Raw genomic sequence first — 15741 nt, 5'->3', positions numbered from 1 at the left:
CTGCGAGATGCCGGCCTACTCGGCTCCATGGGAACGGTGGGCGATTGTTACGACAATGCGATGATGGAATCGTTCTGGGGAACGATGCAGCTCGAACTGCTCGACACCAGAATCTGGAAATCCCGCGACGAACTCGCCAACGCCATCTTCGAATGGATCGAATGCTGGTACAATCCATACAGACGCCATTCCAGCATCGGAATGCACAGTCCCGTCACGTTCGAGAGCCTCTACCGGCCCTCAGACGCCACTGAGTGACCTCACCTCAGGTGTCCGTGCAACGGGGGGAACCTCAACCTGGGCGTATTCGTGTAGGAGGCCGCCGACCCGGTCTCGTCGGAAGACATCGATGTCCGCGTCGACCGGATCGGGTAGCGCTCTGAGCGGGCTGGCCTGCTTCAGGGCCCGGTGCGGACGATGCAGATTGAAGGAGGTCTCATACTCGGCGAGGACCTTGCGCAGGTGGCGTTCGTTCATGATGAGGATCCGGTCGAGTAGCTCGCGGCGTGCGCTGCTCACCCATCGCTCCATGATCGCGTTCATCCGAGGAGCCTGGGGCGCAGTAAGGAAGCACCACGCGGATGCCCTCGGTCGTGAACACCTCATCGAACAGAGCGGTGTACTTGCTGTCCCGGTCTCTGATCAGGAACCGGAAGCCGCCGATCCGGTCGCCCAGGTCGGGTATCAGGTTGCGGGCTTGCTGGGCGGCCCGGTCGGCGTTGAGGTGCGCCGTGATCCCCAGCACGTGTACTCGCCGGGTGGCGTGTTCGACCACGGCGAAGCAGTGCAGCCGCGCGAGCATGACCGTCTCGACGCTGAAGAAGTCGCAGGCCAAGATCCCAGATGCCTGGGCCTTGAGGAACTGAGCCCAGGTCGGGCCGCCGCGCTGGGGCGCTGGATCGAAACCGGCCCTCTTCAAGACCCCGACGCCGCCTTGGTCCGCACCCAGCACGCCTGGGTGGTGCAGACTCTGGAGGCCAAGCATCCAGCCGCGGCTGAGCACCTGGACGCCGCCCGCGAGGACCTGATCGCCTTCGCCGCCTTCCCGCGCGAGATCTGGTCCAACAATCCGCAGGAACGACTGAACAAGGAGATCCGCCGCCGCACCGACGTGGTCGGCATCTTCCCCGACCGAACAGCGATCATCCGCCTGATCGGCGCCGTGCTGGCCGAACAGACCGACGAATGGGTCGAAGCCCGCCGCTACATGGGCCTGGACGCCCTGGCCAAGGCCCGCCTGCGCGTGATCGCGGGCGACACACCCGCCCAGAACCCACTGCCGCGGATACTGACCGCTTAACCTGCAGAAACAGGATCACGCGAAGATCCACTCATACACCACGTCCGTGGACGTGACCCTGGCGCCGGACGGATCGAGGCGGCGGCCCTCGCGGTGGAACGTGCGCGAGCCCTGATGCTCAGCGAGGCCGTGGAACGTGACCCGGGCAGATCTGACGTCACTGGCGGCCAGCGGCCACCTCGATCTCGTGCGGCGCTACGAGCAGGCATCCGACCGGCTGTCCGTCCTCGGCCGCAGAGCGCTCGCGGCGTCCTCAGATCGCCCCCCGCCGGGGGATCGAGACCGCGCACGGCCGGCACTGGTCAGCGGCCCTGATGGGTGAAGGCGGCCCAGCAGTACGGATCTCCCAGAGAACGGCGGCCTGGCTGGGGAGCGGCCTGACGGCCGGCCTCGATCATCTCGATCTGCGCGGCACGGAGCGCGTCGAGCGGATCCCGCCGGTCAGAGGCCAGGACGTGATGGAAGGTGGTCATGAGGTCGGCGGTGTTACGGTCGTCCACGATCCAGAGCGAGCCGACGGCGGCTGACGCCCCCGCGATGAGAAAGGCGGTGGCGAGCGTCATCATCTCGTCGAAGTCGTCGGTGCTCATCCCGGAGGCGCACGCCGACAGGACGACCAGCGGCCCGGCGTCGCTTCTCCTCGATGTGCGCCCGTGCGCCAGCAGGCGTTCGACGGTCAGGGGCCGCCGATCCGCCAGCGCCAGGCGGGAGCGCGCGGGATCCGCCGCGGCGTATCCGTGACAGGCCAGGTGAATGACCGGGAAAGCGGCCGATTCGGGGCCGGAGAGCTCGGACAGCACCAGATCCGGGGTCACACGCACGTCTCCGGCGGCGCGCGGCGGCCCGATGTGCCTGCCCGCGGGATAGCAGAGCTGGTGGATCTGCTGCGTCTCGGCCTCGGCGAACTGCAGGCTGAACGTGGGGTTTCCGATGATGAGGGCACGGCCGTCCATGGCGGACCGGCCGCGCCGGGCGGTCTCGCAGAACAGCTGCGCCGAGGCCGCGTAGCCGATGACCGCCTCCTCCACGGCGTACCGATGGCCGCCGTTGCCGGTGCTTGCCCGGGCGGCATGCCAGGGGACGAGGGTGGCATGCCCGGTGGGCACGATCACCAGGCGCGGGGGAGCGTCGCCGTGCGCCGGTGACAGGTCGCGGATCGCGGCGAGCACGGGTGCCATGACGGCCTCCCATGCCCAGTCGCACAGCTCGTGCAGAGCCGTCGTCCATGTGTCGACGACCTCCTGCCTACCGAGCTGAGAGTCCGTCTCGTCGTCGCCGTCCTCCGCTTCCGCGGCGGTTGCGACGAGGAGGCGGTTGTACGTCTCCACGTACGCGGACAGCTTCCCGCCGGGCACGGCACGGAAGCCGTCCAGCACCAGTCGCCGCGGCACGCCCTCGCGAGGCAGCACCACCGCGTACCCGCTGCGTCTCGTCGTGCCGGGCAGGAGATAGACCAGGGCGTCCGTGGAGGCGACGGCCAGGGCGGCGCGGACGGCGCCGGCGGAGTAGGCGGCGCCGAGCCCGCTCGCGGCGCGTTGCTCCTCGCTCGTGAGCACCCGGACGACCTCGTCCCGCAGTTGGCTTGGCACCGGCTCGACATCAGGGGCATCGGCCGCGCCGCTCCTCCCCGAGGCCCCGCGGAGCTCAAGGGCGCGCGCCTGCTCGGCCTCCCAGCGTGCGGCCAGGTCGCCATGCCCTGCCTCGCGCAGCCGGTCACCGGCGGAACCGGTGAACATCGCGGCCCGGTGGACCATGCCACGTGCCGTCTCCATCGCCTCGACGGCCTCGGTCACGGCCTCATCCTCCAGGCACCATGAGATGACGGCCGCGGCGTGGCGGGCCGCGCGACGCGTCACCGCCAGGCCGTCGGCCGTGCTCGGCTGGAGCAAGACCTCCTCGCGGCAGGCGCGCAGAGCGTCCCGGCCGGTCCTGCGCGAACGAATCCGGTTCAGCTGCTGCCGTTCCGGATCGTCCGGCAGACCGGACCGCACGCGATAGGCGGTGGCGAGCTCCATCAGCGTCACGGTGTCGGGCCTGCCCAGGCGGGACCCGCCCTTCGCGGCCCGCTTCAGCAGGCGCACGGCTCGGTCGGCGACTCGCGGGTCCTGTCGCGCGGCGGCCCGGAACCGCGCGGCGATGCCCAGGCTGCGCAGGGTGAGCGCATGATCCGGGTGTGCCGCCGGCAGCGTGCGCACCGCCTTCTCCAGAGCCTCACCGGCCCGTCGCAGGTCATCGGCCGACTCTCCGGCCCGCTCGTAGCGTGCCTGCAGGACGTCGCCGAGCACGTGGAGCGCCATCCCGCGGTCCACCGGATTGCGGGCGGCCCGCTCGGCGCGCTCGCACTGGATCACGGCCGCGTCGCCGTCCGCCGGATCGGCGTACGCCTCGAAACGCATCGCCAGCGCCCGCCCGTAGGTCTCCAGCCGCAGGGGCAGGTACGGATGGTCCTGCGCCGTGGCGTTCGCGGCCAGCGCCAGCAGTTCGATGGCCTGGTCGAGTGCGGCGCGCTGCCTGGTGTGCTGGAATCGCCTGATCAACTGGCCGGCGAGGTTGACCAGCCAGGTGAGGCGGTCGGGATCGGTCGGGCTGACGGCGGCCAGCGCCAGCCCGAGCCGGTGGATGGCGGCGTCCAGGTCCTCGCCGTTGCCGCGTAAGGCGAACCGCAGCCCGAGCGCGGCGCCGAGACCGGCGTTGGCGGCGGCGAAGAGCCGCTCGCCCGCGGGGGCCGCCTCGGCGGCGGCGGCATAGCTGTTGATGGCCTCGCTCAGGTCGGTGAGGTCACCGGTGCTGCCCACTCGCCGGTGCAGAGATCCGGCCAGGTTGTGCAGGCGGGCCGCGCGGTGCGGGTGCCGCGGACCGGGGGTGAGCTCCACGGCGCCGCGGAGATGGCTGATCGCCTCGTCGAGGTGGCGCAGGTCCATGTCGCGCAGGTACAGGCTGCTCAGCGCGTTGCCGAGGTTGTTCTTCCAGCGGGCGAGATCGTCTCCGGGCCGCGGGACGAGCCGCACCGCCTCCCTGAGGAACGTCACGGCCTGCTCGAGGACGTTCGAGCCGCCCCGATGCCGGTGACAGGTGTGCAGGGCGGCTCCGAGGTTGCCCAGGAGGGCGGCGCGCGTGAGGCCGGGCGCAGAGGGAACGGACAGCGCTTTCAGCGCGAGCTCGATCGCCCTGTCGAGGTCGTCGGAATCGCCGAGGCGGTCGTATCGGGAGCGCAGCATGGACGCCAGGTTGCTCGCCCGTGCCGTCCTCTCAGGGGCGTCCTCGGGGGTGAGGCGGAGCGCCTCTTCGGCGTGCTCGATGCCCGCGGCCAGATCGCCGGGTTGACCGGTCAGCTGGAATCTGTCGGCGTGGCAGGTGGACAGATTGGTCCGGGCGGCGGCGCGCGGACCATCGGACTCTGCTGCGGCCAGTGCCTGCTCGTGGTACGCGAGCGCGGCGCCGAGGTCGGCCGGGTCGTAGCGGGTGTGGTATCGGAGCAGGACCGTGTTGCCCGCGCCGGTGAGCAGCACGGCGCGGGAGGGGATACCGCGGGACGGCGCGGCCAGCGCCTCGTCCCTGACCCGAACCGCCTCGTCCAGGTCCGCGGGGTCGCCGCGCTCCCGGGCCAGGCACTCCAGCACGTTGCCCAGCGTGTGCAGGCGGCCCAGCCGGTGCTCGTGCTCGTCGGGGGTTATGGCCAGCGCCGTGAGGATGCGTTCCCTGGCGGCGGTCAGGTCGTCTTCCTCATTGCGCCGGCGGAAGCGCTGCAGATGGCTCGTGGCCTGATTGGCGGCGTACCCGGCGCGCGCGGGGTCGCCGTCGGCGGAGTCGGCCCAGGCGGCACCGTGCCAGACGACGGCCTCGTCCAGATGGCTCGGGTCGCCCGTGGCGTCGTACAGAGCAAGAGAGAGGTTGCCGAGGTTGTTCAGCCACTGCGGCCGGGCGGCATCGCCGTCGCTTAGCGTGCGCAGGTGTGCGATCATCCGGGTGCGGTCGGCGATCAGGCGTTCGACATGGGAACCGGACATCATCGGAGCGGCGCCATGGGCTCGGCGGAGAGGTCGCACAGCGGCGGGGCGCCGGTGCTCGTGGCCGTCGCGATCCGCTCGCACCGTCGCTGGTTGGGACAGCCGTACAGTTGCTCGGCGTCCTCGTCGCCGTCCTCGGTCAAGCCGTCCCTGATGACGTACGAGCCGTACCATCGCCCGCTCTCGGCGATCTTCGCGCACAGGCTCAGCCACTTTTCCAGCGTGTCGGCGCCCGTTCTCGCCGCCCTGTCGAGCTCGCGCCATTCCGGAAGGTGCCCTGCCTCCTTGGCCTGCTGCCGTAGCCGGCGCTTGAGGGCGCAGATGTCCGCCCATGACTCGGGCAGCGCGGGTGGTTCCTGCAGCATTGCCGTCTCCCCTCCCCTATGCATACTGACTCTAGGCCAGCGGGAGGGGATGTGACGGTTCCACGAATCTCCACCGGTGACGGCGGACCTGTGGGCATACGGGACGCGTTGCACCGGCTCGTCACCGCGCCCGTCGAGAGCGGGGGCCGCTGGAAGGAACTGCCCGACCGGATCACGGTGGGCAAGCGGCTGACAGGCGGGCGGGCAGGCGCCCACGTCTTCGAGATCACCGCTCACTGGGGCGGCACCTCTTGGCGCTACGTCGCCAAGCTCGGCCCCGCGGAGGAGATGGCCAAGGAGTGGAACGCCTTCCAGGCACACTTCGTGGACAGGAAGCAGGCGAACACGCTGTGCGCGCCGATCGACCTGGCCGCTCCCGCGGTGCACGACGAAGGCAAACGGGTCCGCGGCCGGCCGGAAATGATCGTTTATGGCCATGTCGCGGAGTTCGCCGGCACTTCCGGCGCATCGCTCCTGACTCTCGAAGACCTCGCCGGCCGGAACGACATCGAGCGGACGACCAAGGTCATCCGTGTGTTCGGCAGGAAGGCGCACTCCGTCCTGTACAAAGGCGCGAAGCCGCAGAGCGGTCCCGGCTCGCTGTGGGGCCAGATCGCGACGCTCGGCCCCATGCTCACGCTGGACCACGACGGCGCCGACGGCCCATACCTCCATTCGGACGAGCTGCTGGCCCTCTGCCTGCACCCCGACCCGGGGCCGGAGCCCGTGCGGGCCCGTCTCTCCCTCACCCTGACCCCCGACGAGGACGGCTATCAGGCCGACTTCTACGGGCTGAGAGTCAGGGTCAGGGCATCCGCCGAGCTGACCACGGGGCAGCCGGTGGAGATATCCGGCACGGTGGCCGAGACCTACGCCGGCTCCCGCTGGTCGGTGATCTCCGGTGTCTGCCGTGACCTGCGGCGCGAAGGAGCCGACGTCGTCTGGGGGAGTGAGCGCACCACCCTGCCCTTCGGGCAGCTGCTCGACCTGCTGACGCGAGAAGAGGAGGACCGGGCCGTCTCGCTCGTCCACGGCGACCTCAACCCTCGCAACATCGTGCTCAGCGACGAGCAGCCCTTCCTGATCGACTTCGCGAAGACCGCCGCCGGGCAGCCGGTGCTGGCCGACCACGCCTGGCTCGAACTCGGGTTGCTGCGTGACGTGCTGGCCGGGCGGCATGACTTTAGCGAGTTGTTGCTCCTGCAACGACTGCTCGCGCTCGCCGGCCGGGCCCTCGACGCCGTCGCGGGGGAAAGCGTCGAGGAGCGGGCCGCGGGCGTGGAGGCGGCCTTCCTTGCGGCGATCCGGCAGACCGCCCCCGGCCTGGAGGGCTCGTTCCGCGTGTTGTGGGCCGTCCGCTCGCAGGGCCGGAGCAGCTACCCGGCCGAGGCGGGGCCTCGGTGGTGGCGCGAGTACCTGGCGCAGCTCGTGATCGCCGCGAACCGTACGTTCAAGTGGGCCCGGCACGAGCACACCCCGGCCGCGATGAGCGCCGCCGTCGCCGCTGCCGGGGCCGCGTCCGAGATGTGGCGAGGCGAAGACGTCCTTCGCAGGTGGCGGCCCTCCACGCTGCGCGCGGTCGCTGGGGCGCTCATCCCGATCCTGGCGCCGCGGCACCAGGACGCCGTCACGATCGCCGCCGACCTCGTGACCGGGCTGGATCACGGGGGCGTTCGCGACGACCGCATCGAGCGGCTGCTCGGCGAGTTCCGGGCCCGCCTCGTCACCCCGCTCCTGCGGGGCCGCGCGGGAAGGGGGTCGCCCCGTCGCGATCCGCCCTGGTACGTCCCGCTCACGGCGTACGCCGCCGAAGGGGACCCACCGGGTGAGGACGCGCAGTCGCTCCTCGCCCGGGAAAGCCATGTCGTCCTGCTGGGAGAGGCCCTGAGCGGGAAGAGCACGGTGCTGGAGGAACTGCGCGTCCGGCTGACGCGCGCCGGTGCCGGGCCCGGCACCGGTCGGCCACCCCCACGTCTCCCCCTTCCCGTGGACGCCCGTGTCCTGGCCGCTGAACCCGGCGCAGCCGTCCTGCGTGCCGCGTGGACCGTCTGCGAACTGCCCCCGGACTGGGCCGAGAGCGTCCCGGCGCTGCTGGCCACCGGCGCGATCTGCCTCCTGGTCGACCACCTCGACCATCTCGACGCCGACGCGGGCGCGAATGTGCTGGCCTGGCTGCGCGAGCTGGTCGACGGTGGCGCACGCCGCAGTGCTGTGGTCGTCGCCTGCCGTACGGCCGCCTACGACCTCTCCTCCGGCACCGGGCCGTTCCAAGTGCACGTACTGGCCCCGCCGAGCCCGGCCGTCATCGAGCCGTTCCTCATCCGGGCGCTGGGCTCGCGCGACGCGGCCGCCCGGACCTCGATCGAACGGCTGGTACGGGAAGATCCCCACGACGCCGACCAGGTCTCGCGATGGCCGGCTCCCATGCTCTGGTCTCCCGCGCTGCTGCCGCTGATCCACCTTCTCGCCGACGAGCCGGATCCGCCGCTCACGGTCAGCGGCCTCCTGGCCCAGTACGTGGACCGGCTCTTCGCGACGCGACCGCGGACCGGCTCCGCGATGCGCGAACGGGCTCTGACGGCGATCGCCCACGAGCTCACCTCCCGGCGCGCTGAGGAGATCCCCGCCGCGGCCCTCTCCACGCTGCCGACCTGGCCTTCCCATGCCCCCGGCCTCGTCGACGACCTCGTCGGGTGTGGCCTGCTGACGCGCACGGCGGGATCGGTCGGCTTCACGCACGCCGTACTGAGGGACTACTTCACGGCTCTCGCGCTCTACCACGCGGGCTGCCCGGATCCGCTCGGCCTGGTGACGGAGTTCCGCTGGCACGGGGCGATCCTGCTCTTGCTGAACATGCATGACGGCGCCGACCCGGTTGTCGACTCCCTCGTCACCGCGGCCGTACGGCACGACGGTGCGCTGGCCGTCGAGTTCCTGCGTGCCGCGAGCACCCGGCCCGCCGCACTGCTGACGCGGATCAGCGATCGGCTCCTGGAGGAACTGGTCGCCCCGGCCGTACGGGACGACACCCGCGAGCATGTCGCCGCGGCGCTGGCTGACCTCGGCGGGCGGCCGGCCAGGGAACTGCTCGGCACGGTCGCGGCGGACCCTTCGTCCCCGCCGGAGGCTCGGACGGCGGCGCTGCGCGGTCTGGAGCGCATGACGCGCCGCGCGTCCGGCACGGCCTGCGCACGTGCCCGCGCGGCCCTGCGGGAGGCGTGCGCGGCCGTGCTGACGGCGGATCCGCCCGCGCGGGTCTGCTCCGCGGCCCTCGGCGCGGTACGGCGAGCCGACCTGTACCAGCTCCTTCCCCGCGTCTGCGAGCTGATCGACCCCGATCGCCCCTGGCTGGTGACCGAGGCGGCGATGGCGGCTCTGCGGGCCGTCGAAGCCGACGCGACCCCCGCCATCGAACGACGCTGGGCGGTGTCCTGCACCCGCCGGCTCCAGGAGACTGAGAAGGAGCTCACCGACGCGGCGGGGCACGACGAGTACGCCCGGCTGCGCGGCGAACGCCGCCGGCTGCTGGAGGAGTTGTGCGCCGCGCGCCACCTCGACGTGCTGCTGCGGCACCGGTTCAGGTTCGACGTCGCGGATGACGTGGCCGAGCTGCTCGACGCCCTGCGCTCGTCCGTGCCGCCGCCGCGCGCCCGGCTCGCTTCGAGCCCGGGTCCACCCGGCCTCACCGGGACGCCTGGTGCGTCGTCCGTACCGGACCTGGATCCGCCTGTGCCCGCCGGCTCGCTTGGCGCGGCGTCCGGGGCGGCGAGGGCCTGGACAGTGCTGACGGCCCCTTCCGAGCATGCAGACCTGGTGGGCCTCCTCGAGTCGCAGGACGAACTCGTATCCCTCGCCGCCGCGCATCGCCTGCTCCCCGACGAGGCAGCCGTCCTCGTGGCGGACGTCACGGCCGAGGCTTCGCCCGGCAGGCTGCTCGCCACCGCCGCCGCCGTTGCGGAGCTTGACGCGGTCACCGCCGCCGACCTGCTCGAACGCGCTGAGCTGTTGGTCAGAGCACTGGCCGAGACGGCCAGCCCGGCCCGGCTCGAGCCCCTTGCGGCGCTGGTGACCGGTGTGTTCGCCGTCGATCGCGCGCGCGGCGTGCGGCTGGCCCTGCACTCCGCCCGGATGCTGCAGGACCGGGAGGTCGCGGGGCGGCAGACCTGGCCGTGGTCCGCGGCCTTCGCCCGTGCGCGAGGCGCCCTCGCCGACCTGACGGCTCTGCTCATGGCCGATGACGAGACGGCCCGGCTGGCCATCTTCGGATTGGCCAGTTTCGGCTTCCTGATCGACGCCGGCCCTGGTCCGGACGAGCGGCTCGACCGGCGCGGCACGGCCAGGTTCAGGTCGCTGCAGCCGGACGGAACCGGCCTGGCGGCCTGGCGGTACGTGATGGCCGCCGCCACCGTCGGGGTGACCGACGTCCTGCCCTACGCCTGCCGGCTCGCTGTGGCGCCTGGCGCCGGATCGGCCTCGGCGACCGTCGCTACCAGCGGGTATGGCCGCCTTGAGGAGACGGACCTCGCCGGCGTGCTGGCCGCCATCGGCTATCTCGGACGGATCTGCGCGCAAGAGGGTGACCGTGACCGTGCGGAGTCGGCGCGTGGCCTGCTGAGCGGCTTCCCCGTGGCCGCCGAACATTCCAGCGTCGCCGTCGGCCGCCTGGCGGGCCTCGCCTATCTGGGGGAGTGGCGGCAGGTGCTGCCGCACGTCGAACATGACGAACCGCGGCTCGCGCGTATCGCGGCGAACGCCGTGCAGAGGTGGCGGGGCGACGGTCCCGGCGACGACGATCGGGACGTGGCGCTCCTGATCGCCGAGCGGCTGGGCTCCGCTGCCCTGCCGGACGGGGTGCGATCGGTGCTGACCCGGCTGCGGCGCACGTTCGAGCTCCGGGCGGGGTTCTTCACCGGACGGCTGGACGAGTGAGACCGGGAGCGGGCGTCGCCGGCGGCGGCATACCGGAGCCTGGCCGAGTCGCTGCGGTGAGAACATGCTCGCCCGGCTGGACCGCCCCTGCGACGTGCCTTCACCGGCTCGAACCCGTATGCCAAGCTGGCGCTGCAGCGCATCGTCCGTGCCGTTCGAGAAGCCGGAGTCCGCATGGTCAGTGGCATCGTCTCCAGCCTCATCGCCAGTTTCCTCATCGCCGTCGCGGCTCTCGCGTGGCGCAACCGGGAGGTCCTTCCGGCTCTGTCGGTGGCACTGCGGCCCTGGGTGACGGTCCGGGTGTCGATGAGCGCGCTGCTGCGGATCGGCCGGGACGATCGCTACGTGCTATTCCACACGCCGTACACGCCGGGCTCCTACGGGCCGCCGGGCGGGGTGTTCAAGTTCCATCCCGAAGGGACGACCACGCTCGACCGGCTCTCCTTCCGCGCTGATCGCCGTGCGGAGCACCGCGACGTGACGTTATCGGACCTGCGGGGCTTCCTGCCCGGCAGCGCCCTCGCGCCCTTTCTGCGCTGGTTCGACAGGGGCGCCGACCGCGAGTCCGTGGTCGAATGCCTGCGCAGGGAGCTCACAGAAGAGCTCAAGGAAGTCGGACACGCCGAACTCGCCCCGGGCGTGGCCGACCTGACCTTCAAACCGGTTCGCAGGGTGATCGAGCCGCCCAGGAAGGTGCCGGGTAAGGACTTCCGGCAACTGCGGGTGTTCGAGGTCCAGGAGGCGGTCATCGCCGACGAGGCCGCCTGGCGGACACTGCGCCGGCTCACCGAACTCGCCGAGGATCCGGCCGAGCAGCGGGTCATCATGGTCTCCGCACAGGAGATCATCGACGGGCGGCACGGCGATTCCCTCATCGGTCCGCAGTCCGCGTTCCTGTTCGGCACCCGCCGGTACCGGCAGGACCTCCCTCCGGGCCGATGACCGAGGACAAGCGCAACGACAGGGGCGCGGACCTGCACCGGACGTACCTGGCCACGGGGGATCTCACCCTGCTCGACCAAGCCGTCGAGCTCTTCCGGTCCGCCGTCGCCGAGGCACCCGCCGATGACCCGAGGCGGGCCGCGTACCTGTCCAACCTCGCGGTGGGCCTGTCGGACAGGTACGAGCGCACCGGCACGGAGCGGGATCTGGACGAGACCATCGAGACCGGCTGGAAAGCCGTGCGCAGCACACCTTCCGAATCCCCGGACCGGATCACCTACCTGGGTAATCTCGGAGTCTTCCTCTCCGACCGCTACGACCGGTCAGGTGACTTGTACGACCTCGACACGGCATTCGATCTGCTCACCGAGTCCCTGGAGTACATGGAGCCCGGCTCGTCCGACACAGCCCGCGCCTACTCCAACCTCTCGACGCTGCTCATCAACTGGTACGAGCGCAGCCGGCGGTCCGATGCGCTGGACACCGCCATCCAGGCGGCGGAGGCGGCAGAGGCGGCGCTGGAGAACACCCCCAAAGGCGACGAGGAGTTCCCAGGTCACCTCATCAATCTGGGCAACGCCCGCCGGATGAGGTACGAACATCTGGCCGCACAGGACCTCGCGGCAGACGGCGAACCGGCGATCGAGATCACCGCCCTGCTCCTCGCCATCGCCGCCTACGAGCGGGCCGCCGAGCTCAGCACCGGATCCTGGCTGCGGCCGAAGGTCCTCACTAACCTGGGCAACGTACTCCTGGACAAGTCGGCCGTGCTGAACTCCGAAGACGACTACGCACGGGCGATCACCTGCCTGCGGGAGGCCGTGGAGGTGACGCCCCCGAGTTCCACCGACCTCGTCAGCTGGCTCAACAACCTCGCGACCACACTGCGCTTCGGCGCCGGTGAGTCCGCGGAAGCGGTGCGATTTCTATCGCCGCTGCTGTGAGACCGACTGGCGGACCAACGCGGAGGACATCCTGGCGGCCGCCCAGAACTGGGGCCAGTGGGCGCTGGAGCGGCGCGCCTGGAGCGAGGCGAGCCATATCGGGCAACAATCCCGGGCTGGCCGGTAGTTCGCGAAGCAGCACTGAGGACAGCTGACCCGTCCCGGCGCTGGTATTCATGGCGAGATCGCCCTCGCGGGTGGCGCAGAGCGCGAACTGGTCTCGCTGGATCAGCTCCCCGACCGGGAGCAAGCGCGCTGGCAGACCCCGACGCAGCTGACGGTTGTGGACGTATCGGCGGCAAGCATCGATGATCAGAATCTGTCGGTCGATCGGCTCGGAAGCCGATGAGCGCAGAGCGAGCATCAGGTTGTCGATGTCGATGTCGATGTTGTGCGGTACCTCGTTGCTCGCGTCACTTGTGAAAAGGCGGAGACGTCCTTCTGGATCGGTGATGCCATGGCCGCCCCAGAAGATGATTAGGGCTTTGCATCCACGTCTTCCGATGACGCGCTCGATAGGAAGCTCGGTTCCCTACGCCGGGCCTGTGCCAATGGCATGAAACGTCGCGTGGAAGTAGCGCAGAAAATACTTTGCGAGCTGCTTGTCGTCGGCCTTCGCTTTGGCGGCGGTGCTGAGGAAATCCAGAGCGCTCCGTACCTCGACCCGCGCCTCGATCTCGGCCTCGTGGCAGTCTTCGGACAGGTCGACGATGACCGCGCTGATCGCTGAGAGGTCTTCGTCTTCCCGGTAGGCGATGGTCAAGGCCGAAGCGTTCTCATGTTGTGAAACCGAGTAGCTGAAGGCCGTCGGCGGGGTGGCTGCGGTAGTGGTCGGTGGCGGCGGCGATGTTGGTCCAGCCGATCAGGCGGGCTAGGCCGATGGCCAGGTTGCGGAGACCGGCCATGATGCGGGGTGCGGTGCCGGTCCGGACGCGGGAGGCGTCCTCGCGGTAGGTGACGTCACGGATGTGGTGCAGCGCTTCGATGCTCCAGTGGCCGCGGATCAGCGCGGCGAGCTGGGCGTGAGTGATCCGGCCCGGCGGGAGGCTGGTGACGGCGTAGATGGTCACGATGGTGGTCTTGCCGGTCTTGTGGTCGGTGCGGCGGCGTTTGACCTGGATGGCCTGGGTGGCATGCGGGAAGGGCAGGCCGGGACGGACGGTGCAGATCTTCATGCGGCGGATCTCGCGGCGGCCGTGTCCGGTCTCGTCGGTGCGGTCGTTGAGGATCGCTTCGTGCCAGGGCAGGGCCTTGAGTCGGGTCAGCAGCGTGGGCTGGTTGGCTTTGACGGTGAACAAGTAGTGGCCTTGTGCCTGGACGATGTGCTGGGCGTGGGCATGCTGGGTGTGCAGGGCATCGGCGGTGATCACCAGGCCAGTCAGATCCAGCTCCGACAGCAGGGGCGCGAACGTGGGGATCTCGTTGCTCTTGGTCTCGACCTGCCGCTGGGCCACGACGATCTGAGTGTCGTGGCGGGTGGCGGCCAGCAGGTGCACCGTACCGTCTGGGGTGCGGCTGCCGCGCAGGGTCTTGCCGTCTACGGCCAGGCCGGCGAGCTCGGTCCGGTTTGAGGGCTGGCCGTCTGCGGTGGCGGGAGGGGCACAGACAGCGAGCGAGGCCAGGTAGGTGCAGGTGGCGGTGTCGAAGGCGTCGCCGTCCAGGCGGGCGAGCAGGCGTCCCAGGGTGCTGGCGGCCAGCCGTACCGTGCCGGGCAGACCGGCGCGGGCGCGCAGGTCGGGGTCGTATCCGGAGATGAACCGGGCGATCTTCGCCAGGGAGGTTGCGCCGCCGAGTACGGCGAGCAGGGATAACGCCAGCAGCGGGCCGAGTCGGTAGCGGCGTCCTCGGCGGCAGCGCGGGTCGGGCAACGTGTCCAGGACCTCGGCCAGGGTGGGCAGATCGGGCAGGTCGGTCAGTGGGTCGGCGACGGTGACGTGCTCCAGGTGGCGGGCGAGCACGTCGATCGGGGATGATGGCACGCGAACGCGGCCCCTGTTCTTGATCGACTGGCTTAGACAACCGACGATCATCGGGGGTCGCGTTTGTCATTCGTGCTCAGGGGTGCCCTTCAACCACCCAGCAACGTCATGCCCGCAGGCGCCCACCAACCGAGAACGCTTCGGCCCTGAGGCGATGGTGAGTCGGAGGAGGATCTTCGGCAGTAGCTTGATCGCTTTGTCGGTCAGCGTTCTGGCCTGTACCGGATCTGCCTTGAAGCGCTCTACCTGGCGGTAGGTGCGGACAGCACGCTTAATGGCATCGATCTGGGAGGTCGGTAAGTCGTCCAGCGTGAAACGTGGCCGCTCGCTGCCAAAGAACCTCTCGAAGAGCTCGACGAAGGAAGTCTTACCGCTGTTGTTCCTTCCGACGATGAGTGTAGTCGCATCATCGATGCGAATCTTCACCTCTTCGAGGGCGCGGAAGTTCGTTACTTTGGCACATACGAGTCGCATCTTTGTCCTGGATGTCCCTGCTTGGCCGTTTTGGCTGCCCCTGAATAGCTGGTGCTTACGAGAAGTATAGAAGCTCGCGATGAAGCAGGGACTGAGGAGGCCAGAGTGCCTCAGGTGGCAATCGAGGCTGCTGGTACACCGATGATGACGCCGCAGCCACCAAGGCCGTGGAATGAGCTGCGGTGATGCCGCCGATCACGATCAGGGCGGAATGGGCGTATGTGTATCGTGCGGCGGAGTTTTACCTTCGGGCGGTGAACGAGTTGCAGGAGGGGCCACTGTTAAGTTCTCCGAGTGACCGAACGACCAGATTCCTCTTCTGACTGCCGGGGTGTACACCGTGTGGCGAGGAGGTGTGTTCCTGTGCGTCGGGATGAGCGGGCGAGGTCGGAAGCAGGAGCACCTGGTGGCCGAACCCAGCCACATTTAGAAGCCGCTGGGGTTGTGGACACGGCAGAAGGCGCACGCGTCGGGGAGACGCTCGGGGGACCAGTTCAACATTTACGTCTGCGACCGCTTCGTCATCCCCGCTCTCACACCCGAGCAGCAGGCCGACATTGGCCTTGGCCGCCTCAGCCTGGACCAGCTGACAAAACCTACGTTCATGAGCATCTCGGCTACCGGTATCTGATCTGCCGCGACGGGAAAGAGGCCGGCCAGGTCGAGCGCGCCGTCCGCGGGGACGCATTGCAAGCCGGGCCTCCGTACCTCAATCCCCAACAAGCCCAGGCTGTCCGCAGGTGGCTGCGCTGGGCGGAGCGGTGGCAATCATGATGCTGGCGTGCTCACTGTCGGTGACCC

11 protein-coding genes are annotated in these 15741 nt (G+C 70.0%); 5 read left to right on the top strand and 6 right to left on the bottom strand.

Annotation, left to right across the window (positions count from 1 at the left end):
• The first annotated feature begins 27 nt into the window (after positions 1-27).
• On the top strand, positions 28-258 hold the full coding sequence (locus AB0C30_RS38790; RefSeq protein ID WP_357953428.1) for an integrase core domain-containing protein: 231 nt from the start codon (positions 28-30) through the stop codon (positions 256-258).
• On the opposite strand, the gene AB0C30_RS38785 is transcribed toward AB0C30_RS38790, so the two are convergent.
• Positions 241-543, bottom strand: a complete 303-nt coding sequence (locus AB0C30_RS38785; protein ID WP_357953417.1) for an integrase core domain-containing protein — start codon at positions 541-543, stop codon at positions 241-243. The genes AB0C30_RS38790 and AB0C30_RS38785 overlap by 18 nt on opposite strands.
• Between AB0C30_RS38785 and AB0C30_RS38780 the strand changes: the two genes are divergently transcribed.
• Positions 476-1300 (top strand): transposase, encoded by an 825-nt coding sequence (locus tag AB0C30_RS38780; protein ID WP_357953415.1) that lies wholly within the window; start codon positions 476-478, stop codon positions 1298-1300. The genes AB0C30_RS38785 and AB0C30_RS38780 overlap by 68 nt on opposite strands.
• Before the next feature lie 302 nt (positions 1301-1602).
• Here AB0C30_RS38780 and AB0C30_RS38775 read toward each other — a convergent pair whose 3' ends face one another.
• On the bottom strand, positions 1603-5310 hold the full coding sequence (locus AB0C30_RS38775) for a CHAT domain-containing protein (protein ID WP_357953413.1): 3708 nt from the start codon (positions 5308-5310) through the stop codon (positions 1603-1605).
• The gene (locus tag AB0C30_RS38770) at positions 5307-5672 is read right to left on the bottom strand and encodes a hypothetical protein (protein WP_357953412.1); all 366 of its coding nucleotides are present in this window, start codon (positions 5670-5672) and stop codon (positions 5307-5309) included. The genes AB0C30_RS38775 and AB0C30_RS38770 overlap by 4 nt, the downstream gene beginning before the upstream one ends.
• 51 nt (positions 5673-5723) lie before the next feature.
• Between AB0C30_RS38770 and AB0C30_RS38765 the strand changes: the two genes are divergently transcribed.
• The 3 genes from AB0C30_RS38765 (at position 5724) to AB0C30_RS38755 (ending at position 12487) form a co-directional block, all read left to right on the top strand.
• Positions 5724-10601, top strand: coding sequence for a hypothetical protein (locus AB0C30_RS38765; protein WP_357953410.1), 4878 nt, complete (start codon positions 5724-5726; stop codon positions 10599-10601).
• A gap of 174 nt (positions 10602-10775) precedes the next feature.
• Positions 10776-11543 (top strand): hypothetical protein, encoded by a 768-nt coding sequence (locus tag AB0C30_RS38760; protein WP_357953409.1) that lies wholly within the window; start codon positions 10776-10778, stop codon positions 11541-11543.
• Positions 11540-12487 (top strand): hypothetical protein, encoded by a 948-nt coding sequence (locus AB0C30_RS38755; RefSeq protein WP_357953407.1) that lies wholly within the window; start codon positions 11540-11542, stop codon positions 12485-12487. Before AB0C30_RS38760 ends, AB0C30_RS38755 begins: the two co-directional genes overlap by 4 nt.
• A 532-nt stretch (positions 12488-13019) precedes the next feature.
• Here AB0C30_RS38755 and AB0C30_RS38750 read toward each other — a convergent pair.
• From AB0C30_RS38750 to AB0C30_RS38740, 3 genes are all read right to left on the bottom strand, one after another.
• Positions 13020-13250 (bottom strand): hypothetical protein, encoded by a 231-nt coding sequence (locus tag AB0C30_RS38750; protein ID WP_357953406.1) that lies wholly within the window; start codon positions 13248-13250, stop codon positions 13020-13022.
• Between the two features lie 13 nt (positions 13251-13263).
• A complete protein-coding gene (locus AB0C30_RS38745; protein WP_357953404.1) occupies positions 13264-14466 on the bottom strand; it encodes an ISAs1 family transposase in 1203 nt (400 codons plus the stop codon).
• Positions 14467-14532: 66 nt separating this feature from the next.
• On the bottom strand, positions 14533-14940 hold the full coding sequence (locus tag AB0C30_RS38740) for an AAA family ATPase (protein ID WP_357953402.1): 408 nt from the start codon (positions 14938-14940) through the stop codon (positions 14533-14535).
• Positions 14941-15741 lie beyond the last annotated feature (801 nt).

Origin of the sequence: Nonomuraea sp. NPDC048901, from assembly GCF_040649695.1 — a bacterium.
Taxonomy (GTDB): domain Bacteria; phylum Actinomycetota; class Actinomycetes; order Streptosporangiales; family Streptosporangiaceae; genus Nonomuraea.
The sequence above is the reverse complement of the archived record's forward strand: the minus strand, read 5'-3'. Positions and strand labels throughout refer to the sequence as shown.

Coding starts and splice junctions, on each gene's coding strand:
- AB0C30_RS38790 (WP_357953428.1), top strand. CDS start 28: ATGGGAACGGTGGGCGATTGTTACGACAATGCGATGATGGAATCGTTC.
- AB0C30_RS38780 (WP_357953415.1), top strand. CDS start 476: ATGATGAGGATCCGGTCGAGTAGCTCGCGGCGTGCGCTGCTCACCCAT.
- AB0C30_RS38785 (WP_357953417.1), bottom strand. CDS start 543: ATGAACGCGATCATGGAGCGATGGGTGAGCAGCGCACGCCGCGAGCTA.
- AB0C30_RS38775 (WP_357953413.1), bottom strand. CDS start 5,310: ATGATGTCCGGTTCCCATGTCGAACGCCTGATCGCCGACCGCACCCGG.
- AB0C30_RS38770 (WP_357953412.1), bottom strand. CDS start 5,672: ATGCTGCAGGAACCACCCGCGCTGCCCGAGTCATGGGCGGACATCTGC.
- AB0C30_RS38760 (WP_357953409.1), top strand. CDS start 10,776: ATGGTCAGTGGCATCGTCTCCAGCCTCATCGCCAGTTTCCTCATCGCC.
- AB0C30_RS38755 (WP_357953407.1), top strand. CDS start 11,540: ATGACCGAGGACAAGCGCAACGACAGGGGCGCGGACCTGCACCGGACG.
- AB0C30_RS38740 (WP_357953402.1), bottom strand. CDS start 14,940: ATGCGACTCGTATGTGCCAAAGTAACGAACTTCCGCGCCCTCGAAGAG.